The 25,453-nt window shown below is 34.5% G+C and carries 20 protein-coding genes; 17 read left to right on the top strand and 3 right to left on the bottom strand.

The window, feature by feature from the left end; genetic code table 11:
* Window position 1: 1 nt before the first annotated feature.
* The 6 genes from HB672_RS04145 (at window position 2) to HB672_RS04120 (ending at window position 8,405) form a co-directional block, all read left to right on the top strand.
* On the top strand, window positions 2–835 hold the full coding sequence (locus tag HB672_RS04145; RefSeq protein WP_167608203.1) for a hypothetical protein: 834 nt from the start codon (window positions 2–4) through the stop codon (window positions 833–835).
* Window position 836: 1 nt separating this feature from the next.
* Complete coding sequence (locus HB672_RS04140) at window positions 837–2,159, top strand: sugar MFS transporter (protein WP_167608200.1); 1,323 nt, start codon at window positions 837–839, stop codon at window positions 2,157–2,159.
* Complete coding sequence (locus HB672_RS04135) at window positions 2,152–4,479, top strand: GH92 family glycosyl hydrolase (RefSeq protein ID WP_167608197.1); 2,328 nt, start codon at window positions 2,152–2,154, stop codon at window positions 4,477–4,479. The genes HB672_RS04140 and HB672_RS04135 overlap by 8 nt, the downstream gene beginning before the upstream one ends.
* A 3-nt stretch (window positions 4,480–4,482) precedes the next feature.
* A complete protein-coding gene (locus HB672_RS04130; RefSeq protein ID WP_167608194.1) occupies window positions 4,483–6,825 on the top strand; it encodes a GH92 family glycosyl hydrolase in 2,343 nt (780 codons plus the stop codon).
* A gap of 46 nt (window positions 6,826–6,871) precedes the next feature.
* The gene (locus tag HB672_RS04125; RefSeq protein ID WP_167608191.1) at window positions 6,872–7,870 is read left to right on the top strand and encodes a N(4)-(beta-N-acetylglucosaminyl)-L-asparaginase; all 999 of its coding nucleotides are present in this window, start codon (window positions 6,872–6,874) and stop codon (window positions 7,868–7,870) included.
* 241 nt (window positions 7,871–8,111) lie between these two features.
* Window positions 8,112–8,405, top strand: a complete 294-nt coding sequence (locus tag HB672_RS04120; RefSeq protein WP_167608186.1) for a hypothetical protein — start codon at window positions 8,112–8,114, stop codon at window positions 8,403–8,405.
* Between the two features lie 90 nt (window positions 8,406–8,495).
* On the opposite strand, the gene cphA is transcribed toward HB672_RS04120, so the two are convergent.
* Entirely contained in the window at window positions 8,496–11,138 is a 2,643-nt protein-coding gene (gene cphA, locus HB672_RS04115; RefSeq protein ID WP_167608182.1) for a cyanophycin synthetase, read from the bottom strand.
* Between the two features lie 104 nt (window positions 11,139–11,242).
* Between cphA and HB672_RS04110 the strand changes: the two genes are divergently transcribed.
* Window positions 11,243–12,106, top strand: a complete 864-nt coding sequence (locus HB672_RS04110) for a cyanophycinase (RefSeq protein ID WP_167608179.1) — start codon at window positions 11,243–11,245, stop codon at window positions 12,104–12,106.
* On the opposite strand, the gene HB672_RS04105 is transcribed toward HB672_RS04110, so the two are convergent.
* Window positions 12,103–13,035 (bottom strand): isoaspartyl peptidase/L-asparaginase, encoded by a 933-nt coding sequence (locus HB672_RS04105; RefSeq protein WP_167608176.1) that lies wholly within the window; start codon window positions 13,033–13,035, stop codon window positions 12,103–12,105. The two genes, HB672_RS04110 and HB672_RS04105, sit on opposite strands and share 4 nt — an antisense overlap.
* 98 nt (window positions 13,036–13,133) lie before the next feature.
* On the opposite strand from HB672_RS04105, the gene polA reads away from it, so the two are divergent.
* The 3 genes from polA (at window position 13,134) to HB672_RS04090 (ending at window position 16,789) form a co-directional block, all read left to right on the top strand.
* A complete protein-coding gene (gene polA / locus HB672_RS04100; RefSeq protein ID WP_167608172.1) occupies window positions 13,134–15,989 on the top strand; it encodes a DNA polymerase I in 2,856 nt (951 codons plus the stop codon).
* A gap of 10 nt (window positions 15,990–15,999) precedes the next feature.
* Window positions 16,000–16,344, top strand: coding sequence for a ribose-5-phosphate isomerase (locus HB672_RS04095; RefSeq protein ID WP_167608167.1), 345 nt, complete (start codon window positions 16,000–16,002; stop codon window positions 16,342–16,344).
* A 142-nt stretch (window positions 16,345–16,486) separates the two neighbouring features.
* A complete protein-coding gene (locus HB672_RS04090; RefSeq protein ID WP_167608163.1) occupies window positions 16,487–16,789 on the top strand; it encodes an antibiotic biosynthesis monooxygenase in 303 nt (100 codons plus the stop codon).
* Between the two features lie 10 nt (window positions 16,790–16,799).
* Here the strand turns inward: HB672_RS04090 and HB672_RS04085 are convergent, their stop codons facing one another.
* A complete protein-coding gene (locus HB672_RS04085) occupies window positions 16,800–19,424 on the bottom strand; it encodes a DUF5916 domain-containing protein (RefSeq protein WP_167608158.1) in 2,625 nt (874 codons plus the stop codon).
* Between the two features lie 293 nt (window positions 19,425–19,717).
* Between HB672_RS04085 and rplM the strand changes: the two genes are divergently transcribed.
* The 7 genes from rplM to HB672_RS04050 all read left to right on the top strand — a co-directional run bounded on the left by rplM (window position 19,718) and on the right by HB672_RS04050 (window position 25,389).
* On the top strand, window positions 19,718–20,173 hold the full coding sequence (gene rplM, locus HB672_RS04080) for a 50S ribosomal protein L13 (RefSeq protein ID WP_167608155.1): 456 nt from the start codon (window positions 19,718–19,720) through the stop codon (window positions 20,171–20,173).
* Window positions 20,173–20,559 (top strand): 30S ribosomal protein S9, encoded by a 387-nt coding sequence (gene rpsI, locus HB672_RS04075; protein WP_167608150.1) that lies wholly within the window; start codon window positions 20,173–20,175, stop codon window positions 20,557–20,559. Before rplM ends, rpsI begins: the two co-directional genes overlap by 1 nt.
* Window positions 20,560–20,698: 139 nt before the next feature.
* The gene (rpsB, locus tag HB672_RS04070) at window positions 20,699–21,490 is read left to right on the top strand and encodes a 30S ribosomal protein S2 (protein WP_167608146.1); all 792 of its coding nucleotides are present in this window, start codon (window positions 20,699–20,701) and stop codon (window positions 21,488–21,490) included.
* A gap of 81 nt (window positions 21,491–21,571) precedes the next feature.
* Window positions 21,572–22,546, top strand: a complete 975-nt coding sequence (tsf, locus tag HB672_RS04065; protein ID WP_167608140.1) for a translation elongation factor Ts — start codon at window positions 21,572–21,574, stop codon at window positions 22,544–22,546.
* 185 nt (window positions 22,547–22,731) lie between these two features.
* Window positions 22,732–23,439, top strand: a complete 708-nt coding sequence (gene pyrH, locus HB672_RS04060) for a UMP kinase (RefSeq protein WP_167608137.1) — start codon at window positions 22,732–22,734, stop codon at window positions 23,437–23,439.
* A gap of 58 nt (window positions 23,440–23,497) precedes the next feature.
* Window positions 23,498–24,055, top strand: coding sequence for a ribosome recycling factor (gene frr, locus HB672_RS04055; RefSeq protein WP_167608133.1), 558 nt, complete (start codon window positions 23,498–23,500; stop codon window positions 24,053–24,055).
* A gap of 56 nt (window positions 24,056–24,111) precedes the next feature.
* Entirely contained in the window at window positions 24,112–25,389 is a 1,278-nt protein-coding gene (locus HB672_RS04050) for a hypothetical protein (RefSeq protein ID WP_167608129.1), read from the top strand.
* Window positions 25,390–25,453: the final 64 nt, after the last annotated feature.

Genomic DNA, 25,453 nt, shown 5'->3' with positions numbered 1-25,453 from the left:
TATGAAACAACATTGCTTAATACTTATTTTTTTATTGGCAATCATTGGTTGTAAGCCAGCCTTTGACATAAAAAAAGAAACAAATAATATTGAGAAAACAACCAAAAAAGATTTATTAAACAAGGAAAATTACACTAAAAGAGTAGTTTCATTTTATCCAAAAAAATACTGGAAAAAAAGAAGTAAAGATTCTATGCTCAATGCAATGGATAGCTTAACTAAAATATTAAACAATCCTTTAAATAGTAATCCTGATTATTTCTCAAATCATAATGTGGTAATTAATAAAAATAGTGATGTTATTAAAGCCGACAACAACTACTTTGTATTAATAAGCGCAAATGAAACATTTGATATAAAAAAAGGTTTTGACATCATATTTATAAATGAAATAAAAAACTATTTAAACAATAACCTTATAACAACTATTGAAGGCGAAAACAAAATACTAGTTAATGTAAACTCTGATATAATAGGTGTGTATAATAAAAAGTATGACAGTTGGGATTATTTTAATTTAAATGCAAGAATGTTATTAGATGCTTATGAAATTAAAACAACTAAAAAAATATTAGAAATATATTTTAGAGATGTTTTTATTCCTCCAAAAACTCCTTTTAACGATAAGGACTTTCAAGAATTTAGAAATTTATACTCTGAAATAGAAGATTACGAACAATATCAAAATCTAGATTTTGATGACTATTGCAAGTGTATTTATATTTATCAGGATAAGTTATTAGAAATTGATGACGATATTCCTGATGAATATTATGAGAGCAAAACATATTTAGACAATATCTATAAATGCAGAATTCTAACAACCATAAACTAACATGAACCAACAAAAATCCTATCGTTCCTCATTCATTCTACTAACTACGCTATTCTTCCTTTGGGGATTTATAACGGTTTTAGTAGATTCTTTAATCCCTCGATTACGTGAGCTATTTACACTAACCTACTTTCAAGCAGGTTTAGTGCAATTTGCTTTTTTTGGGGCATATTTCTTACTGTCTATTCCAGCAAGTTACATTTTATCTAAAATTGGGTACAAAAAAGGAATCATTCTGGGTTTATTAACGATGGCAACTGGATGTTTATTGTTTTATCCTGCAGCTTCCTATCGTGTATTTGGCATCTTTATGTTAGCCTATTTCATTTTAGCTGGAGGTATGACCATTTTACAAGTAGCTGCCAATCCGTTTGTTGCAGTTTTAGGAAGTGAAGATGGAGCCTCAAGTCGATTAAACTTATCTCAAGCTTTTAACTCATTAGGAACAGCAATCGCTCCTGCAGTTGGCGCTTTGTTTATTTTAAGCGATACTATAAAAACCGAAGATGAAATTGCAGCTTTAACCGAAACTGCCAAAGACACTTATCTTGCTACTGAAGCTTCAGCTGTGCAAATGCCATTTTTGGGATTAGCATTGTTTATAGGCCTGATTGCTGTTATTTTCCTCTTTGCAAAATTACCAAAAATGATAAGTGAAACTTCGACTGGAACGTATGCTGAAGCTTTCAAAAACAAAAATTTAATGCTTGGTGTTTTAGGTATCTTCTTTTATGTAGGCGCCGAAGTCGCTATTGGAAGTTATTTAGTTAGCTACTTTTTAGACATGAATTTAACGCCTTTAATAAGTGAGAGTAACGTCTTAATGTCAATTGCTGATGGTGTTGCGAGTATTTTTAATAAATCGTTGGAAGGAAGTGACAGCAAAGCCTTATTAGGAATATTCGTCATATTTTATTGGTCTGGCGCTATGATTGGTCGTTTTGTAGGTTCATATCTCACACGAATCATGAAACCAGGAAAAGTCCTTGGCATTTTTGCAACTATAGCAATTACACTTATCATTATTTCAATCAGCACGACAGGATTGGTAAGCATGTGGAGTATTTTAGCAGTAGGATTGTTCAACTCGATTATGTTCCCAACTATTTTTACTTTATCCATTGATGGAATAGGCGAATTAAAACCAAAAGGCTCTGGATTATTATGTACTGCAATTGTTGGAGGTGCATTGATTCCGCCTTTATATGGTTATCTAACAGACCAAATAGGATTTAAAACAGCTTTATTATTTATCATAATTTGTTACTCATACATTCTATGGTTTGGGTATAGAAATTCTAAAAAATCAGTATCACATGCATAAAAAAATTGTATTCATTCTATTATTAGGAATTGTTTTTAATTGTAAAAACGAAACAACTTCGAACGAAGAAATAACAATTAACTCTTCAAAAACCGATTATACACAATTTGTGAATCCGTTTATAGGTACCAGTAAAATGGGACATGTATTTCCAGGAGCGACTGCACCTTTTGGTATGGTGCAATTAAGTCCCCAGACCAACTTTGAAGTCATGCACAACGAAGACGGTAGCTATAACACTGAAACCTATGAATATTGTGCAGGTTATCAATATCGCGATTCTACCATAATTGGATTTGCTCACACCAATTTTAGTGGTACAGGTCATTCAGATTTGGGCGATTTTCTGGTCATGCCAACAACTGGCGATTTAATTCTTGAACCATTAGAAACTTCAGAAGGCAAAAAAGGCTTTTACTCGACCTTTTCACACGACAACGAAGAAGCCTCACCAGGTTATTACAAAGTGGATTTAGACAGTTACAATATTAAAGCAGAACTCACAGCGAGCGAACGTGTAGGCTTTCATCAATATACCTTTCCAAAATCTGATGATGCACATATTATTTTAGATTTGGTGTATAATGTGTATCATCACGACAACAAAAACGTATGGACGTTTATTCGTGTTGAAAATAATTCGCTTATTACAGGTTACAGACAAACCAAAGGTTGGGCAAGGACTAAAAAAGTGTTTTTTGCCATGCAATTCTCAAAACCTTTTAAAAGTTATGGACATAAGAAGTACGACGACATACTTTACGATGGCTTTTACAGACGTTTCAAACAAGATGAAAATTTTCCAGAAATGGCAGGAAAGGATATTCGTGCCTATTTTAATTTTGATACAGAAGAAAACGAAAAAATCAATATTAAATTCGCATTGTCGCCAGTAAGTACTGCTGGAGCATTGAAGAATTTGGAAGCCGAAATTCCGCATTGGGATTTCAATAAAACCTACGAAGAAACAAGTGATAAATGGAACGCAGAACTTTCTAAAATTGAAGTTGAAACCTTAACAGAAGCTGATAAAACTACCTTTTACACAGCGATGTACCACACCAACCTCTCTCCTATTTTATATGAAGATGTTGATGGCCAATATCGTGGCTTGGACCAAAACATTCATCAATCAGATGGGTTTACCAATTACACTATTTTTTCACTTTGGGACACCTATCGTGCGCTACATCCTTTATTCAACATCACACAACCTGAACGTAACAACAATATGATAAAAAGTATGTTGGCGCATCATGATGAAAGTGTTCATAATATGTTGCCCATTTGGTCTCATTATGCCAATGAAAACTGGTGTATGATTGGCTATCACGCCACATCAGTGATTGCAGATGCCATGGCAAAAAATGTTGGTGATTTTGACCATGAACGTGCTTTACAAGCCTCAGTCAATACAGCAAGTGTTAGATATTTCGATGGCTTGGGAGAATATATCGATTACAAATATGTACCTGACGATTTAAGTCATTCGTCGGTATCAAAAACTTTGGAATATGCTTATAACGATTGGTGTATTGCTCAAATGGCAAAGCAAGTTGGGAATACTTCTACTGAAGAAGAATTCATGGAACGTTCAGAATATTATAACAATGTGTATGACCCAAAAATTGGGTATATGCGACCAAAATTAAGCGACGGAACTTTTAGAAAAAACTTTGACCCAATGGACACTCATGGTCAAGGCTTTATTGAAGGCAATGCATGGAATTATGGCTTGTATGTGCCTCAAAATATTAATAAAATGGTCGATATGATGGGTGGAAAAGAACGTTTTACACAACATCTGGATTCATTATTCACGATGGACATCGATGAAAAATATATCGCAAAACACGAAGACATTACTCGTGATGGCATCATAGGCAACTATGTGCATGGCAATGAGCCAGGGCATCATATTCCATATTTATATAATTGGACTGGTCATCCAGAAAAGACCCAATCTCGTGTACGCATGATTATGGATACCATGTATGGCCCAACTGTTGAAGGCTTGTGTGGTAATGACGATGCTGGCCAAATGAGTGCTTGGTATGTTTTCAGTAGTTTAGGGTTTTATCCTGTAACTCCAGGTTCTGCTGATTATGCGTTGGGAAGTCCATTGGTTAAAGAAGCCAAAATTCATTTGGACAATGGAAAAACATTAACGATTAAAGCCAACAATCAGAGTAAAGAAAATGTGTATGTGCAAAGCGTGTCTATTAATGGAAAAACTATTGAAGGCAACTTGTTATCACATCATGATATTATGAATGGAGGAGAACTCGTTTTTGAAATGTCTAATCAACCAAAGCAGTAATAAATGAAAAACAAAATCACATTACTATTCATCATAACAATAGGACTATTTTCATGCAACAATCAAGAAAATAAAGGTGAAAACATCGTGTTTCAACAGAAAGATTTAGTGGACTACGTCAATCCGTTAATGGGTACCGATTCCAAATACAGTCTTTCAAACGGAAACACCTATCCAGCAATCGCGGCACCTTGGGGAATGAACTTCTGGACGCCAATGACCTCTAAAATGGGAGACGGTTGGACTTACAAATACAATGAAAACAAAATTCGAGGCATCAAACAAACGCATCAACCAAGTCCCTGGATAAACGATTATGCAGCCTTTTCGTTTATGGCTGTCACTGGCGATTTAAAATATAAAGAAGAAGAGCGTCAATCATGGTTCTCTCATAAAGTTGAAACCGTGAAGCCACATTATTACGAAGTCTATTTAGCAGATTATGATACCAAAGTGGAAGTCACACCAACCGAACGCGCTGCTCAATTTAGATTTACCTTTCCAGAATCTGATAATTCATACATCATGCTCGATGCTTTTTTTAAAGGCTCTATGGTGAAAATAATTCCTGAAGAACGCAAAATTATTGGCTATTGCCGTAACAACTCTGGTGGTGTTCCTAATAATTTTCATAATTATTTTGTTGCCGAGTTTGATAAGGATTTCGAAATCAACCATACTTGGAATGATGATTGGACTTTACAAGAAAATACAACAGATAGCGAAGGACAGCATGTTGGTGCCATTATTGGTTTTAAAACAAAAAAAGGTGAAGTGGTAAATGTAAAAGTAGCGTCGTCCTTTATTAGTCCAGAGCAAGCACAACTCAATTTAGATAGGGAAATTGGTGACGATTCTTTTGAAACCACTAAAGAAAAAGCCAAACAAGCTTGGGAAACCGAACTGAACAGAATTCAAATTGAAGACGACAACATTGATAATATTAGAACTTTTTACTCTTGTTTATATCGTGTGTTGCTATTCCCAAGAAAATTTTACGAATATGATGCTGACAATAATGTGGTTCACTACAGTCCTTACAATGGTGAAGTTTTACCAGGCTACATGTTTACAGATAATGGTTTTTGGGACACTTTTAGAGCAGTCTTCCCATTTTTTAATATGATGTATCCAGAATTAAATAGTCAGATTATGGAAGGCTTAGCAAACACCTATAAGGAATCTGGATGGCTACCAGAATGGGCAAGTCCAGGTCATAGAGATTGTATGATTGGCTCTAACTCTGCTCCAATTATTGCAGATGCATTTCTAAAAGGCAACGTAGATGATAAGGACACAGCTACCCTATTTGAAGCTATCTTAAAAAATGCTGAAGTTGCTGATGGTAGACCTGTCGGTTCGGTTGGTCGGGAAGGTTTGGAGTATTACAACAGTCTTGGCTATGTGCCTTACGATATAGGTGTGAATGAAAACGTAGCACGAACCTTAGAATATGCTTATGCCGATTTCACCATTGCTCAAATGGCTGATAAATTAGGTAAAACAGAGATTGCCGAAAAGTTTTACAAACAGTCCGAACGATATAAAAATGTATTTGACCCTTCCACTAATTTAATGCGTGGTAAAAATGAAGATGGCACATTTCAATCACCTTTTAATCCTCTAAAATGGGGAGATGCATTTACAGAAGGAAATAGTTTACACTACACTTGGTCTGTATTTCAAGATGTAGAGGGTTTAGCGAATTTAATGGGAGGAAAAGAAAACTTCATCAAGCAACTTGATGGTGTATTTACAATGCCACCAGATTTTGACGATTCATATTATGGTATCACCATTCACGAAATCCGCGAAATGCAAATCGTAAATATGGGGAATTATGCACATGGCAATCAGCCAATACAACACATGATTTATTTATATAATCATGCAGGTGTTCCTTTTAAAACACAAGAAAAGATTAGAGATGTTTTAACCACCTTATACAGTGCGACACCAGATGGTTATTGTGGAGATGAAGATAATGGACAAACCTCAGCGTGGTATGTATTTAGTTCATTAGGGTTTTACCCTGTGACTCCCGCTACAGATGAGTATATTATTGGAAGCCCGTTGTTCAAAAAAGCTACCATGCATTTAGAAAACGGAAATACTTTTGTGATAGAAGCCGATAATAATTCTGAAGATAATTTTTATATTCAATCAGCTTCTTTAAATAATAAGTCTTATTCACGCAATTTTTTAACCTACGATGCTGTTCAAAATGGAGGTTCTCTGAATTTTGAAATGAGTAATAAACCTAATAAAGATTGGGGAAGTAAAGAAGAAGACTTACCATATTCAATGAGTAAGGATAGAGAGGTAACCAAAAAAGTAAAGATGTAATAATAATATAACTCCCTTTTTCTAGGGAATGAAAATAAATTTTTCGATGAAACGTAGAAACTTTATAAAAAACGCATCCTTAACAGGAGTTGGTATTACAGTAGGAGCTTCAGCTATAGCTTGCAATGAACAAGAAAAAACGCCTTCAAAAAAAGCTGCAACAATAGACACATCAAAATTTCCAATAGCTATTTGTACTTGGGGATTTGCTGAAGCCAATGCCAAAGCTGGAGAAGCATTATCTAAAAATATATCTGCTTTAGATGCAGCCATTAAAGGTGTTGCCGTTGAGGAACAAAACATAAAAAACACTACCGTTGGTAAAGGTGGCGCACCAGATAGAGATGGTAACGTTACGTTAGATGCTTGTGTTATGAACTCTGATGGGGATTGTGGTGCTGTATTATGTGTTGAAAATATTACTAACGTTGCAGCATTAGCCAAAAAAGTGATGGAAGATACACCTCACGTAATGCTAGCTGGGAAAGGTGCTGAAGAATTTGCCTATACCCAAGGATTTAAAAAAGAAGAACTTTTAACAGAAGCATCTAAAAAAGCTTGGGAAAAGTGGAAAGAAACTTCAAAGTACCAACCAATTATTAATATAGAAAACCACGACACTATAGGTATGCTCACCATGGACAAAAACGGGAATATTGCTGGTGCATGCACCACGTCTGGATTGGCTTATAAAATGAAAGGGAGAATTGGTGACTCACCAATAATTGGATCTGGATTGTTTATAGATAATGAAATTGGTGGTGCTGTGGCCACTGGAATGGGAGAAGAGGTAGTAAAAACTGTTGGTAGTTTTCTAATTGTTGAATTAATGCGTCAAGGAAAATCACCACAAGAAGCATGTGAGGAAGCTATTAGTAGAATTGTTTCTAAAGGAGATCGCTATAAAGATTTTCAAATTGCATATCTCGCCATGAATAAAGCTGGAGACATTGGCTCGTATTGTATTCATAAGGGGTTTACATATATGAAGTATCAAAGTGACCAAAATAAAAATATTTCGTCTGATTATTTCAATAAAGAATAAATTTGATAAATAGTCTTTTTCCTACAATTAATATACCCTCTGGTTTCGATGAATGGTTAAATTACCTCTATTAACGACCAAATACACGTTTGTTAGATTAACGGTAATAGTTAAAAGTGTATTTCATCGATGTTTTTTTACAAAGAATTCAATTTAACTAGTTTTCTCTGCATTTGAACAAAAATTTAGAGTCGTAACTCTTTATGTCCCTTTCCTTTGCCTCAGAAACAAACCCCAAGTCATGAAAAGAGTATTAATAGTAATAGCATTTTTAATCGTTCCATTTTTCGCTTCTGCGCAAAACGATACTAAAATCGACAAAACTGAAATTACAGTAGAAGTTGAAGCTAATGTTATTATTAAAGCAGAAATCAATAAAGATTTAAAGCTCACTATTAAGAAAGTTGATCCTATCTCAATTAATCCAAAAAAACAAAATCTAGACCTTAACTTTAAAAAGAGTAGCGATATTATTAGCGTTAAGGCATATATAAAGAGTTTACAGTTAAAGCGTAAGGCAACTGTAATGAGTTAAAATTCATTTTATTTATCAAATAATAATAGTGAAATAGCAAAAAGCCTCTGATAATTCAGAGGCTTTTTATTTCTAATAGAAATAATATTTTTAATCAGCATAGTTTAATTCGCCTTTGGCTTCTTGTTCTTTAAAATGTTTTACCAAATCTAAAGCATCTGGAATCACATCACTACACATAATAATAAGTGATCCTTTCACTGCATTCTTAACTGCAAATTTAATCGCTTCTTTTTCAGATGGGATAATGGTAGTCTTCTTATTAGGATCTTTCTTTTTAATACCATCATTCAACATTTTAATAAGTTCTTCTTCAGTTTTTCCTCGTAGGCGTTTATCTTGACGAATAATAATTTCGTCAAACATTTCGGCTGCAATAGCTCCCATTTCATTATTGTCTTCAATACGTCTGTCTCCAATGCCAGCAATAATCCCAACCTTTACAGTTGCTTCCAATTCATTAGTGAATTTTTGTAACGCACGCATTCCTGCAGGATTATGAGCATAATCTAATAAAATAGTGAAATTATTAAACTCAAATAAATTAAGTCTTCCAGGAGTTTGCGTAGCAGATGGTATAAACGTTTCTAAAGCAGCTTTCATATCTTCTATACTAATGCCTTGAACATGTGCAGCGAGTACAGCTGCCAATACATTTTGAATCATGAATTTAGCTTTCCCACCATAGGTTAACGGGATATTCTCAGCTTTCATTAATCGCATTTTCCATTCGCCTCTACAAATAGTAACATAACCATTCTCATATATTGCTGTAATACCGTTTAAACGTTGTAAAGCTTTAATTCTAGGATTGTTTTCATCCATTGAAAACAGAGCAACGTTACAATCAACAGTTCGTCTCATATCATATACTAGGTCATCATCAGCGTTTAAAATAGCATAGCCATCTGGTAATACTGTTTCTGGCACCACACCTTTTACCTTAGCCAATTGGTCAACTGTATGAATTCCTTTTAAACCTAAATGGTCTGCTGCTACATTTGTTACTACAGCTACGTCACATTTTTTAAAACCTAAACCAGCCCTCAATAAACCACCTCGTGCGCACTCCAAAACTGCAAAATTTACCGTTGGGTCTTTTAGTACAAATTCTGCACTCGCTGGACCAGTACAATCACCTGTCATAAGCAGTCTATTTTGAATATATACCCCATCACTAGTAGTGTAGCCTACTCTATAACCTTTCATTTTTGCAATATGAGCTATTAACCTAGAAGTTGTTGTTTTTCCGTTGGTTCCAGTTATAGCTATAATAGGGATACGACCTGTATCTCCTTTCTGTGGGAATAATTTATCAATTACTGGAGCGGCAACGTTACGTGGCAATCCAGTTGTTGGTGCTAAATGCATTCTAAATCCAGGTCCTGCATTCACCTCAAGTACAGCACCTCCAGTTTCGGACAATGGTTTAGAAATATCTGTAGTCATAATGTCAATTCCACAAATATCCAAATCTATAATCTTTGAAATACGTTCAGCCATACTTACATTTGCAGGGTGCACAATATCGGTAACGTCTTCGGCTGTCCCTCCTGTACTTAAGTTTGCCGTATCTTTTAAAATCAATTTTTCACCTTCATCTATAATAGAATCGAGTGTATATCCTGCATCTTTTATAATTGTTTTTGTTAGTTCGTTAACAGTAATTTGTGTTAGCACATTTTCATGACCATAACCTCGACGAGAATCTTTATTTACCTCATCAATTAATTCCTGAACCGTAGATTTTCCATCACCTATTACATGTGCTGGCGTGCGTATGGCTGCAGCTACTAATTTATTATTAATGACTAATAATCTATAATCCTGACCTTCTATAAACTTTTCAACTATAATAGCTCCGCTTTTTGAACTTTCTTTCGCGTGATGAAATGCTTGAAGTGCATCGTCATAATTCTGAATATCCACTGTAATGCCTCTACCATGATTTCCATCAATTGGTTTAATAACCAAAGGAAAACCTACATAACCACAAGCTTCTTTTAAGCTGCGTTCACGACGAATAATATCACCACGAGGAACTTCTACTTCAGCTTGTTCTAACAAGTACTTGGTATCTTCTTTATCACAAGACAACTCTACTCCAATACTACTAGTTTCACTGGTTACTGTTGCTTGAATACGCTTTTGATTAGCACCATACCCTAGTTGACATAGCGAGTATTTATTTAATCTAATCCAAGGAATTCCTCTACTAGCGGCTTCTTCGACAATGGATCCAGTACTTGGTCCTAAGCGATCTGCCTCACGTAATTCTCGCATCTCCTGTATGTCTTCAGATAAATCATAATCTCCCCCAGCAATTAAAGCTTCACAAATTCTAACTGATGCTTTTGCTGCATAACGACCCACAGACTCCTCCATATAGGCAAATACCACACTATACACTCCTTCTTCACCATAACCACGAGTTCTACCAAAGCCAACATCCATTCCAGCAAGAGTTTGAATTTCAAGAGCAATATGTTCTATAATGTGTCCCATCCAAGTGCCCTCTTCAACGCGTTGAAAAAAACCTCCAGGTTCACCCACAGAACAACGATGTTCGTACATCCCAGGAAACATTGCTGTTAGCCTATTATAAAACCCATCTACCTTATTGGATGGGAGCTCTTCCATCTCCTCAAGATCCAAAACCATTACAATTAGTTTATGGCGTCTTACCGACCAGTAGTTTGGCCCTCTCATAGCATTGATTTCTCTTATCTTCATGTTTTGTTGGTTTTTAGGTTTATTAAAGTGAAAGATTATAAATATAGACAATTTTCAATAAAAAAATTACCTTATTTTTGCCCAGTAATTTTTAGATTGATTTTATGCAAAAGGTAAAAGGTACGCTAATCCCAATAGGCGGAAATGAAGATAAAGGGTTTGAAACCGATGAAAAACACACCCTTGAATTTATTGAAGAAGGTATACTTTTTCACGTTGTGAAAGAAGCAGGAGGCATTGATGCAAAAATAGTTGTAATTCCGACAGCCTCGAGTATTCCTGTTGAAGTGGGCGAAAACTACCTTGAAGCTTTTACAACTTTAGGTTGCAAAAATGTGCATATACTTGACATAAGAAGTAAGAAAGATTCCGAAAAGACAACTTCTATTGAGTTGATTAAATCTGCCAACTGCATCATGTTTTCAGGTGGTGACCAATCAAAAATCACGAAGAGAATTGGAGGTACAACCATCCATAAAATTCTTCTTGATCGTTATAAAAATGAAGAAGGATTTGTAATTGCTGGAACTAGCGCTGGTGCTATGGCTATGACAAATGAAATGATTGCTGGAGGTAGCCCAAGAGACGCTTTTATTAAAGGAGCCGTTACCATGTATCATGGCTTAGGTTTAATTCCTGAATTAATGATTGATACACACTTCATTAAGCGAGGTCGTTTTGGTCGTGTGTCAGAAGCTGTTGCAGCATTTCCTAATCTATTAGGTATTGGACTTGCGGAAGACACAGGCATGATAATAAAAAATGGGAATGACTGTACTGTAATTGGATCAGGAATGGCAATTATTTTTGATGGAAGTACACTTACACATAATAACGAAAAGCTACTTGAGAAAGGAACGCCAATGACCATGGCTAATATGACTGTTCATGTCTTATCAAACAGTGATATGTATGATATAAAAAATCGAAAAGTAACTGTTTTAGCTATTGATGCTCCTTTTATTTAGCTTTTGTAAATAGAAATTCCTTTTTCGCCTTTTGAAGTTTTAAAAGCTCTATACATTCCCTCAGTGTTAAATGGCATGGCAATATTTCCTTGGGCATCCACAGCGATTAAACCACCATCACCATTAATTTCTAAGACTCGTTTTTGAATCACTTCTTTTGCTGCATCTTCAAGTGACATACCTTTGTGTTCCATCAAACAAGATACATCGTAAGCTACAACGCCTCGAATAAAAAACTCACCACTTCCTGTACAACTTACAGCACATGTTTTATTATTTGCATAAACGCCTGCTCCAACCATTGGAGAATCACCTACACGTCCCCATTTTTTATTTGTCATACCTCCAGTAGATGTGGCAGCCGCAATATTTCCATGTTTATCACAAGCCACTGCGCCAACTGTTCCAAATTTACCGTCTTTTTTTACACTATGATCTAATTGAAAATTATCGCTATCCTTTATTCCTTGCCATTGTTTGTACCTAACCTCATCATAAAAGTAATCTTGATCTTCAATTTCGTAACCCAAACCATCTGCAAATTTCATAGCTCCTTCACCAGCTAAAAATACATGGTAACTTTTTTCCATGACATCTCTTGCCAAGGATACTGGATTTTTAATTCCTGTAATCAAACTCACTGCACCAGCTTCCAGTGTTTTTCCTTCCATAATAGAAGCATCCATTTCATGTGTGCCTTCGTTTGTAAATACACTTCCTTTACCTGCATTAAATAAAGGAGAGTCTTCCAGAAGCTTTACAGCAACCTCAACTGCATCTAATGCTGAACCTCCTTTTTCAAGAACTTCATACCCTTTATCTCTTGCGTTTCTTAATGCTGCTTTATATTCAGCTTCCAACTCAGGCGTCATTAAGCCCTTTACTAAAGTTCCTGCACCTCCATGTATAACAATTGAGAAGTTATTCATTTAAAATTATTTAGGGTCGAAAATTACAAATTGCAATCCAAATAACATTCATTAAAGCATAAGTTTTTGTAGTTTTATAATCTTCAAAAACAAATTCAATGTCAGAACAAAAACGTCTCTTTTTAGTCGATGCCTATGCTTTAATTTTTCGAGGTTATTATGCGTTTATTAAAAATCCTAGAATAAACTCAAAAGGTGTTGACACTTCAGCTATTATGGGTTTTATGAACTCACTTCTAGATGTTATCAAACGTGAACGACCTGACCATTTAGCAGTTTGTTTTGACAAAGGTGGAAGTGTAGATCGCGTTGAAATGTTTGAAGCCTATAAGGCCAACAGGGATGAAACACCTGAAGCCATTAAAATTGCTGTCCCTTATATACAAGACATTTTAAAAGCCATGCATATTCCTATTATGGTCAAAGAAGGTTTTGAGGCAGATGATGTTATTGGCACCCTTTCTAAGCAAGCCGAAAAAGAGGGTTATAAAACTTACATGGTAACACCAGATAAGGATTTTGCACAATTAGTGTCTGATAATATTTTTATGTACAAGCCTGTTTTTGGTGGTGGTTATGAGACTTGGGGAATTCCAGAAGTACAAAAGAAATTTGAAGTAGAACGCCCTGAACAAGTCATTGACTTCTTAGGTATGATGGGAGATTCATCTGATAATATACCTGGACTTCCTGGAGTTGGTGAGAAAACAGCTAAAAAATTCATAGCTGCTTATGGAAGCATGGAAGGTTTATTAGCAAATACCCATGAGCTTAAGGGCAAAATGAAAGAAAAAGTGGAAGCTGCTAAAGAATTAGGCACGCTATCAAAGGAGTTGGCTCGTATTATGCTTGATGTTCCAGTGACCTTTGATGCTAAAGATTTTGAGCTGGATCATCCAGACATTGACAAAGTAAAAGAGATTTTTCAGGATTTAGAATTCAGACGATTAACAGATAATTTCTTAAAAACCTTTTCGGAAGGTACTGATACTCCTTCAACTGAAACAACGAAATTATCAAATAAAGAAGAGATAAAAGCTACTCCAAAAGAAAAAGTAGCAGCTGGAGCTGGACAATTCTCATTATTTGGTGGAGCTGAAGAAACTTCCACTGAAACAGAATCCACATCAGAGTATACCAGAAAAACATCAGAAACCACCTCGCATTTTTACCAAAGTGTTGCCCCTGGAATGGCCACAAAATTGTTTATCAAAAATTTAATGCAGCAAAAGTCAGTATGTTTTGACACTGAAACCACTGGAATAAACCCAATAACTGCCGAATTGGTTGGTATTGCTTTTTCATGGGAAGTTGGTAAAGGGTTTTATATGCCTTTTCCTGAAAATCGTGATGAAGCACAAGAACATATTGAACAACTTCGACCATTTTTTGAAAACGAAGTAATTGAAAAAATTGGTCAGAATTTAAAATACGATATTAAAGTACTTGCAAAATATAACATAGATGTAAAAGGAAAACTGTTTGATACCATGCTGGCGCATTACCTCATCAATCCAGATATGCGACATAACATGGATGTACTAGCAGAAACCTATTTGAATTATACACCTATTTCAATAGAAACATTGATTGGCAAAAAAGGAAAAAACCAACTTTCCATGAGAGAGGTTCCTTTAGACAAACAAACGGAATACGCTGTTGAAGATGCCGATATTACACTTCAGCTAAAAGAACACTTTCAAAAAGAATTAGGTGAAGCAAATACTCAAAAGCTTTTTGATGAAATCGAAATCCCATTGCTTCGTGTGCTTGCAGCCATGGAATTAGAAGGCATTAATCTAGATGTAGACTTCTTAAATTCACTATCAGAAGCACTTAACAACGATATTGCAACATTAGAAACTAACATTTACAAAGCTGCTGGCGAAGAATTTAATATAGCATCTCCTAAGCAATTAGGAATCATTCTTTTTGAAAAACTAAAATTAGTAGATAAGCCTAAAAAAACTAAAACTGGGCAATATGCCACTTCAGAAGATATTTTAAGCTATTTGGCAAAAGACCATGAAATCATTCGGCACATTTTGGAGTATCGTGGATTAGCTAAATTAAAGAGTACGTATGTGGATGCCTTACCTCAACAAGTTGAAGAAATTACTGGAAGAGTCCATACCGATTATATGCAAACCGTTGCAGCTACAGGAAGATTGAGTAGCAACAATCCTAATTTGCAAAATATCCCAATCCGAACTGAACGTGGTAGACAAGTGCGTAAAGCATTTGTACCAAGAGATGAAAATTATACACTTTTAGCAGCGGATTATTCGCAAATTGAGTTGCGTGTTATTGCAGCTTTGAGTGAAGAAGAAACCATGATTAACGCTTTTAAAAATGGTGAAGATATTCATGCCTCAACAGCTTCAAAAGTATTTAATGTGCCTTTAAATGAAGTCACGCGCGAACAACGTAGTAATGCCAAAACAGTCAATTTCGGAATTATTTATGGTGTGTCTGCCTTTGGTTTAAGCAATCAGACCGATTTAAATAGAACGGAAGCTAAAGAACTTATTGACACTTATTATGAAACCTATCCAAAATTAAAAGCCTATATAAGTAAACAAGTAGATTTTGCACGTGATAATGGTTACGTAGAAACAGTGTTAGGTCGTCGACGTTATTTAAAAGATATTAATTCTAGAAATGCTGTGGTTAGAGGCGCCGCTGAACGTAATGCCGTAAATGCGCCAATACAAGGTAGTGCTGCAGATATTATTAAAATTGCCATGATTCGTATTTATCAAAAATTACAAGACGGTCATTATAAAACTAAAATGTTACTACAAGTCCATGATGAATTGGTATTTGATGTTTTTAAAACGGAATTGGAAGCTATAAAAACACTTGTTAAAACCGAAATGGAAAATGCTTATAAACTAGAAGTGCCTTTGGATGTCGATTTGGATATTGGCGATAATTGGTTAGAAGCACATTAAACGCTCTTGAATGGCTAAATACTATATATATGTAGTTGAATTATCCAAACGTGTGTTTACCGAAAATGCTAAGTTTAGAGCGGTAAATCCTCAATTTAATGGTGTGTTGGAATGCTTATATGTTGGCATGACAAGTAAAACGCCTAAAGAACGCTTTTTACAACATAAAACAGGCTATAGAAACAAAAAAGGACATAAACTATCCTCTAATATTGTTCAAAAATATGGTGAGTATTTACGCCCAAGTTTATATAATCATATTCCACCATTAGCAACAAGAACTGAAGCTTTAAAAATGGAAGAGCTCTTAGCGTTAGAACTTAGACGAAAAAGATATGCGGTTTGGTATAATTAGTAGCTTGCGATATGCTTACTCTGAAAATCCGTAGAATTTCCCTATGGTTCGTTTTCTTTTGCTAACTTAGTGACTAGCCACAATACGAATACGTTGTGACAAGTCGATTATTTTCGTAATAATAACTAGACATTAATTAGATATGATAGCAAGAATCTGGAAAGGAAAAACAAAAATTGAACATGTAGAAGATTACACAGAGTTTATGAAAGTTCGTGCAATACCTGATTATAAAAAAACCGACGGATTTATTAAACTGACATTTCTTAAACGAATGGACAATGAATTTGCTTATTTCGATTTATTGACGTTTTGGAAAAACATCGAGGTTATTAAAAATTTTGCAGGAGATGATTTTGAAAAAGCAAAATACTATCCAGAAGACAACAATTATCTAATTGATTTCCCAGAAAAAGTCACTCATTACGAAGTGTTCGCTGAATAAGATTCGCTTACTACAAAACAAACCTATAAGTTGCCTTAATTAAAAAGGTGTTATGTGGTTTTTGGTTTAAAATTCCTTGTTCCAACCCATCAGTCAAACCATCACTAGGGTCTACAAGTCCTGTGATGCCTTGAGACCAAACAAAATAAAGTTCTGATCCTGGAATGTATTCCCAACGCATTACCAAGTTTGACCTAAATTGTACAAAAGAGAAGTCTGGGTCACCAAACGAATAATCAGTGGTCGTATCTATATCTTCATCTATCTCATAAACACCATTATTGTAGGTTATTTGGTTGCTGTCATAAGCATCAAAACGGTCATATAAATCATCAGCTTTTGGATTGGTAACATATTTAAAATTAGAATACCTCGCTCTAGAAATAAATGGTTGTCCGTAATATTGAATCGTTAAATTAGGATTTATGGTATAATTTAATCTAATGGATGCACTTAACGTTTTATTATCAATAGTTCCAAGCACATAACGTGTGGTACCATTATAATCAGTTTGTGTAACATATTGTGTTTTGCTTGGGTTGTTATTATAACTTGGATTAAAAGATATAGTTAATGCATTTGTTGGTTGATACGTAAAATCTGCTTCTGTAAAGAAGAAAGAAAAATTATTTTGCTTTGCTCCTGAATAAGCAAATCCGAAGCTAGTTCTAAATTTTTTGCTTACATCAGTATTAAAAAATGCAGAAACATGATCTTCTTGAGAAAACCTCCAACGAGGACCTCCTCGTAAAGCTGTGTTGGTGAAAATTCGAGGCTTGTGTACAGCCCTTAAATTAATACCATTATTGTTCTTAAATAAAAAGTTCCCTCCTAAAGAATATTGAACCCTATTAAAATTTCCTTCAAAATCATACGTAGTAAATTGTTGTAAATTTCCACTAATTCGCCTAAAAGTTTCTGTTGGCTTCAAGGTTCTATAACTTAAATTAAAGTACTGGCGCACCTCATCTGCTTGCCTTAAAAACCCAACATCATTTAATTCCAATTCAGGTGAACGCCAAATAACACCTCCATTATATTGCCAATGTCCACCACCAACTTTTCCAGCAGATAAACGCCCTCCTGTTCCTGTTAACGATGTTCTATTAGGGTCTACATTAACATGATCTGCATCTACTCTATTAAATAAATGTGTTAAAGATGTTTGAGTTTCTGTAATGGCTTCTTTACTCCCTTTTACATGACTGGTTACAATATTTCCTTCAACAAAGTATTTTCTACCTTGCCATTGGTGCTTAAAGTCAAACCCTCCAGTATAAGCTTCTTTTCTTAAGTAGCTTAAATGATCTTCTAAATCTCTATTTGTAGCTGTAAAAATGCCTCCTACATAGCTGTTTCTATTGTTGAAATCTTTTTGTAAACGACCTACAAAATAATTGGTTAGTGGTTCAACAAGCTCTTTGCTTCTATTACCATTAAGGTCAATTTCGGCATATTGATTTGCTGTAACACTTTCCAAAACACCAATAGACCAACCATTCTTGGTTTTTCCTGAAAATTTTGCAGCCCCTAATATGGTAGTATTATCAGGCTGATCTACATAAGCTCCTGATGGTGCGTTTGGATACCCTTGGGGACTCCTTCCAATACGTCTTGAAAAAAATAGATTGTCTTGATTGTTTCCAAAATTATAGTCAAAAATGTTTTTATTTTGAACAAAAAATGGTCGTTGCTCTTCAAAGAAAATTTCAAAACCATCTAATGTTATTGCCGCTGGATCGGCTTCTACTTGACCAAAATCTGGATTTACGGTTAAATCTAATGTAAGATCATTTGTAATTCCAATTTTAGCATCAAGTCCTGCATTTATGCTAAAGTCGTTCCCATCACGATATGGATTTCCAACTTCCTCTGGATAAGTATCTAACTTTGTAACTGTAAAGGGCTGAATTTCTAATTGCTTTTGAGGTTTTAATCCTTTTAACCCATGCAGTTCTCCAAATTCACTAATCCAACCTGGAGCAGTTACAGGCTTTCGTTGCCATAGAGAACGCTCTTGTTTTCTAAAAAAGAAGCGCTGTACTTGAATTCCCCAAATTTGCTCATCATCACTACTAAAACGCAACTGACTTAACGGTATTCTCATTTCAGTACTATAACCCTCTTCGTCTATTTGAGATTTGTTTGTCCATATTGGACTCCAACTTCCATCCCAATTGCCACCATTTAAACTTGCAAATTCGTCACCCTTAACACCAGTTGCTGAAGATGTAAATGAAAAACACGTTCTTAAATCACGATCACTATCAATATTTATTTCCACCCAATCTCCAGCAAAACTATCTCGTCTCCCAAGTCGTTTTGCAATACTATCAACTGCAGTATCATAAGCTCTAATGCCTACATATAAATATTTGTCGTCATAAAGAATTCTAAATTTTGTTCGTTGACTTGGTGGTGTGTTTTCATTAGGCATAAGTTCAGTAAAATTTTCTGCCCATTCAACCATATCCCAAACAGCATCATCCAGTTTCCCATCAATTACTGGTGGTGTATTATTACCAATATTGGTAGTTGTATATATTCTCTTAGCTATTGATAAAGATTCTTGTGCTTGGATAGTACTAAAGCAACACAATAAAAAACACAAAAGCAATTTGATTGGAAGTTTCATAAGATTTTTGATTGATTTACTATTGACAATGATAAACCATAGTGGTTTGATAAAAAATACAATTAATCATGTCAAGAAAATAAAAATACAGACTAAAGCTAAAATAGTTGCTTTAAATAACACGATGCTTTGAGAAAAGTTTAACTTTTAAAGCATTAAAATTTTATCAAACTTAAGACTTAAAATATTCTCTGAAAATAAACGTGTTACAGAGTTTGTTAATCAAATATATAATTGTAAATTTGCAAACTCTTTTTGAGAGAGGAATGTTTAATTTAGAAAAATAATTTAGTGTGGACACATTAAGCTACAAAACGATTTCGGCAAACAAAGCTACTGTTAATAAAGAGTGGGTTTTAGTTGATGCTGAAGGTCAAACATTAGGTCGTTTAGCTTCTAAAGTAGCAATACTTTTAAGAGGTAAGCACAAACCTAACTTTACACCACACGTTGATTGCGGCGATAACGTTATTGTTATTAATGCTGAAAAAATCAACTTATCAGGAAACAAGTGGAATGACAAAACGTACATTCGTCACACAGGTTATCCAGGTGGTCAAAGATCGCTTACTGCTAATGAAATGTTTGGAAAAGATCCAGCAAGATTAGTAGAAAAGTCAGTAAAAGGAATGCTCCCTAAAAACAAATTAGGTGCAGCTTTATTCCGTAATTTAAATGTTGTTGTTGGTGCAGAGCATGCTCATGCTGCTCAAAAACCAAAAGCAATTAACTTAAACGAAGTTAACTAATGGAAGTAATTCACAAAATTGGTCGTAGAAAAACGGCTGTTGCTCGTGTGTATGTTTCAGAAGGAAAAGGAAACATCACAGTCAACAAAAAAGATGTTAACACATACTTCCCAACAGCTACTTTACAGTACAAAGTAAACCAACCGTTAGCATTGACTAACAACGAAGGTAACTTTGATGTAAAAGTAAATGTATTTGGTGGTGGTGTTACAGGTCAGGCAGAAGCTGTTCGTTTAGCATTATCTCGCGCAATGTGTGAGCTTAATGAAGAAAACAGAGGCATCTTAAAACCTGAAGGATTATTAACAAGAGACCCAAGAATGGTTGAGCGTAAAAAATTCGGACAGAAGAAAGCGCGTAAGAAATTCCAGTTCTCTAAACGTTAATATTAAAAGAAATTTAAACCAGTTATTGTTGTCCATGACAGTAATGTCAGGATTTAGTTTAGCATCTAAATGATTAAGGCGATTTAAAATAAAGACCACTTAATCATTGCTAATTCAACAGAACGTAAACTATTACAAAATGGCAAAAGTAGAAGTAAAAGACTTACTAGATGGTGGTGTACACTTTGGACATCTTACCAGAAAATGGGACCCAAACATGGCTCCATACATTTATATGGAACGAAACGGTATCCATATAATTAACCTTTACAAAACAGCTGCAAAATTAGAAGAAGCATCTCAAGCTTTAGGAAAAATTGCAGCATCAGGTAGAAAAATTTTATTTGTAGCTACCAAAAAACAAGCAAAAGATATCGTTGCTGAAAAAGCAGGAAACGTAAACATGCCTTACATTACTGAAAGATGGCCAGGTGGAATGTTAACTAACTTTGTTACTATTAGAAAAGCTGTTAAAAAAATGGCTTCAATTGATAGAATGAAGAAAGATGGAACATTCATGACACTTTCTAAAAAAGAACGTTTACAAGTAGACCGTTTAAGAGCAAAATTAGAAAAGAACTTAGGTTCTATTTCTGATATGACACGTCTTCCAGGAGCTTTGTTTGTAGTTGATATTAAGCGTGAGCATATCGCAATTAAAGAAGCACAAAAATTAAACATTCCAATATTTGCAATGGTTGATACAAATTCTGACCCAAGACAGGTTGATTATGTAATACCAGCAAATGATGATGCTTCAAAATCTATCGATAAAATTTTAACACACGTTAGCAATGGTATTGCAAGTGGATTAGCAGATAGAAAAGCTGAAAAAGAAGCAAAAGCTGAAGGTAAGGATGCTCCAAAAGCTAAACCAGCTAAGGAAGAAGCACCTGCGCCTGCACCAGTTGCAACTCAAGAAGAAGAATAAAAAACTATTTTAAAAGTTTAAAAGTCGTTTAGTTCTTTTCTTGAAGAGATATAAACGACTTTTATTTTATACGAATACATTATGGAAAATACAGTAAAAATAAGTGCAGCAGATGTAAAGAAGCTTAGAGAAGCTACTGGTGCAGGAATGATGGATTGTAAAAAAGCCTTAGTAGAGGCTGAAGGAAATTTTGATAAAGCGATTGAAGTTTTACGTAAAAAGGGACAAAAAGTTGCTGCAAAAAGAGCTGATAGAGAATCATCTGAAGGTGTTGCAATTACAAAAATAAACAGTGACAATACTGTTGGTGTTGCCATCGTATTAGCGTGTGAAACAGATTTCGTTGCTAAAAACGATACTTACAAAGCTTTAGCAGAAGAGTTTGTAAACATTGCTATTAACCATTCTAGCAAAGAAGAATTTTTAGCTGCTAGTTTTGGTAACATGACTGTTGCTGAAAAACTTATTGAGCAAACAGGTGTAATTGGTGAAAAAATTGATATCACTGCATTTGAAAGAATAGAAGCACCTTACGTTGGAGCATATACACATATTGGAAAAATTGCTGCTATTGTTGGATTAAACAATGCTATTGACAAAGCTGATGTATTAACTAAAGATATAGCAATGCAAGTAGCATCAATGGGAGCAACTACATTATCTTACAAAGATTTTGACCCAGCTTATGTAGCGTCAGAAACTGAAGCAAGAATCGCGGTTATTGAAAAAGATAATATCGAGCTTGGTCGTTTAGGAAAAACTCTTAAAAATGTACCTAAGTACATTTCTATGGCACAATTAACTCCTGAAGTATTAGCACAAGCAGAAGAAGATGCTAAAGCAGAATTGAAAGCTGAAGGAAAACCTGAGCAAATTTGGGATAGAATCCTTCCAGGTAAAATGGATCGTTTCATTTCAGATAATACAACTCTTGATAAAGAACAATGTTTACTTGATCAAGATTTTATTAAAGACGAAAAGTTAAACGTTGCAGGTTATATTAACACTTATGGTGATGTAGCTGTAACTGATTTTATTCGAGTATCTTTAGGATAGATAATAACCTTATCATAATTATATATAAAAGCTTCGATAGTTATCGAAGCTTTTTTTATGCAGAATTTCTACTGTTAAACATATAAGACATTGATTATATTTTCTCAGCTCATCATTAATTTTAATAAATCGGACTTCAGTAAACCACAAAAATTTGTAGTTTTGCTAAACATTCAAACAAACTAATGAAGTATAAAAGAATCCTACTAAAATTATCTGGTGAAGCCTTAATGGGAACTAGACAATATGGTATTGACCCTGATCGTCTATCAGAATATGCCCAAGACATCAAACAAATAACAAATCTAGGCGTAGAAGTTGCCATTGTTATAGGTGGTGGGAACATTTTTAGAGGTGTTGCAGGCGCAAGCAAGGGAATGGATCGCGTACAAGGAGATCACATGGGAATGCTTGCAACAGTTATAAATGGACTAGCTTTACAAAGTGCTTTAGAAAATGCTAACGTCCCAACCAGATTACAATCTGCTATCAAAATAAACGAAGTTGCAGAGCCTTTTATACGACGTAAAGCCATGAGACATCTTGAAAAAGGACGTGTAGTTATTTTTGGCGGAGGTACAGGAAATCCTTATTTCACAACAGATTCGGCAGCAGTTTTAAGGGCTATTGAGATTGAAGCAGATGTAATTTTAAAAGGTACTCGTGTTGATGGTATTTATAATGTCGATCCTGAAAAAGATTCGGCTGCAATAAAATTCGATAATATTAGTTTTGATGACGTTTTAAGAAAAGGACTAAAAGTTATGGATACCACAGCTTTTACGTTAAGTCAAGAAAACAAATTACCTATTATAGTTTTTGATATGAACAAAAAAGGGAACTTATTAAAAGTAGTTTCTGGAGAAAATATTGGTACAACTGTCAATTTATAATCACGTTATTGTTTATTTTTGGCTTAGTTTTTGAAATAATTACATTAAAATTTTAGAAATGAACGAAGACATTCAATTTATTTTAGATACAGCAAAAGAAGCAATGGATGCTGCTATTAAGCATCTTGAAAAACAATTTGTAAATATTAGAGCAGGAAAAGCTAGTCCTGCAATGTTAGGCAGCGTCATGGTAGATTATTATGGGTCACAAACACCATTAAATCAAGTTGCCAATGTCAACACACCAGATGGTAGGACTATTACAGTACAACCATGGGAAAAAAGTATGCTTCAGGAAATTGAACGTAGTATTATGGTTGCTAATCTTGGTTTTAATCCAATGAATAATGGTGAAAGTATTATAATTAATGTGCCTGCGTTAACCGAAGAACGTCGCCGTGAATTGTCAAAACAAGCAAAAGCTGAAGCTGAAGATGCTAAAATAGGTATAAGAAATGCTCGAAAAGACGCAAATCATGATATTAAAAAAGTAGATGATGCCTCTGAGGATTTACAGAACAATGCAGAAATGGATATTCAAGAAATGACTGACAGCTATGTAAAGAAAGTCGATGATATTTTCCATGTAAAAGAAAAAGAGATTATGACGGTTTAATTGATGCGACACTAAAGTCGCTTTTTTTGTGTTATATACTTACTTTAATTCCCTATATGAAGTATTTTTTGCCCTTACTATTTATTCTCCTTTTCTCAAATAAAGGATTATCTCAAGTAGATAGCACTTCTGTTAAGACAAGTCAACAAGATTCTATCAAAAAAGCAGAGTTCTTACGGAGTATTGGCAATGGTTACTTTCCTACTAAATACATAAATATTGATTTAAGGTATTTAATAAAATACAACCAATATGAAGGATTTAGAACTGGTTTGGGAGGTGTCACAAATACTGAGTTTTCATCTAATTTTAGATTGCAAGGTTATACCGTTTATGGTTTTCTAGACCACAATTTTAAATATAGTTTTGGTGGTGGTTTTAAAGTTGCAAAAAAGACAAACACCTGGATTAACCTAACATACACAAGCGATTTACAAGAAACAGGAAGTTCAAATTTTTTAACAGATAAGCGTTTCTTTCAATTTTTTGAGCCTCGATTAATTAATATTGATTTATTTCATAAATATATTTCTAAAACAGTATCTATTGAGCATCAATTACTTCCAAAAGTCATAACCGAAACTGAGTTTGGTGTGAGTAAAATAACTCCAACTTACAATTATACTTTTAACCTAGGTTCTCAAGGAAGTTTTAACAGTTACGATTTAACCTTGTTTAAAACCTCATGGCAATGGAACCCTTTTAGTGATTTTGAATATACCGATAATGGTATTGACGAAACTACTATAGGTTATCCAAAATTTACGCTTCAGTACACCAAAAGTTTAGCGGATGTATTAGGTGGTGATTTAAGTTTTTCAAAATTGGATTTTAGAACCATTCAAAAATTTAATTACAAAAATAATGCCTCTACTGAATTAGTTTTAACCACAGGTATAACAAGTGAAAACACACCACTTACCCATATGTACCATGCGTATCCCAATAATGTGAATAAAGAAACAATATGGAATAGGTTTTCTGTTGCTGGTACCAATAGTTTTGAAACCATGTATTTTAATGAGTTCTTTTCAGATTCATTTGTGACTTTTCAAATAAAACATGCCTTAGCACCATTCAATATTTCTCCTTGGTTTAAGCCTCAGCTCGTTTTAATTTCTCGATTTGCGCTTGGCACTATGAAAGACACATTTAGACATGAAGGTATTAGTTTCAATACGCTCGATAAAGGGTTTACAGAGTCTGGACTAGAAATAAACAAGTTGTTTTTTGGTTTTGGGTTAAGTTTCGCTTATCGTTATGGTGCTTATCATTTACCAAATCTTGAGGATAACATCGCCATTAAATTTACTTTTAATATTAGTCTGGACTAATACTATTAAATCCTTGTATTTTAGGAGAATAATCTATTCATTTTATCTACCTTTGCAGCCATTA

The sequence above is a fragment of the Gaetbulibacter sp. S0825 genome, assembly GCF_011777505.1.
Classification (GTDB): Bacteria; Bacteroidota; Bacteroidia; order Flavobacteriales; family Flavobacteriaceae; genus Pontimicrobium.
The sequence above is the reverse complement of the archived record's forward strand: the minus strand, read 5'-3'. Positions and strand labels throughout refer to the sequence as shown.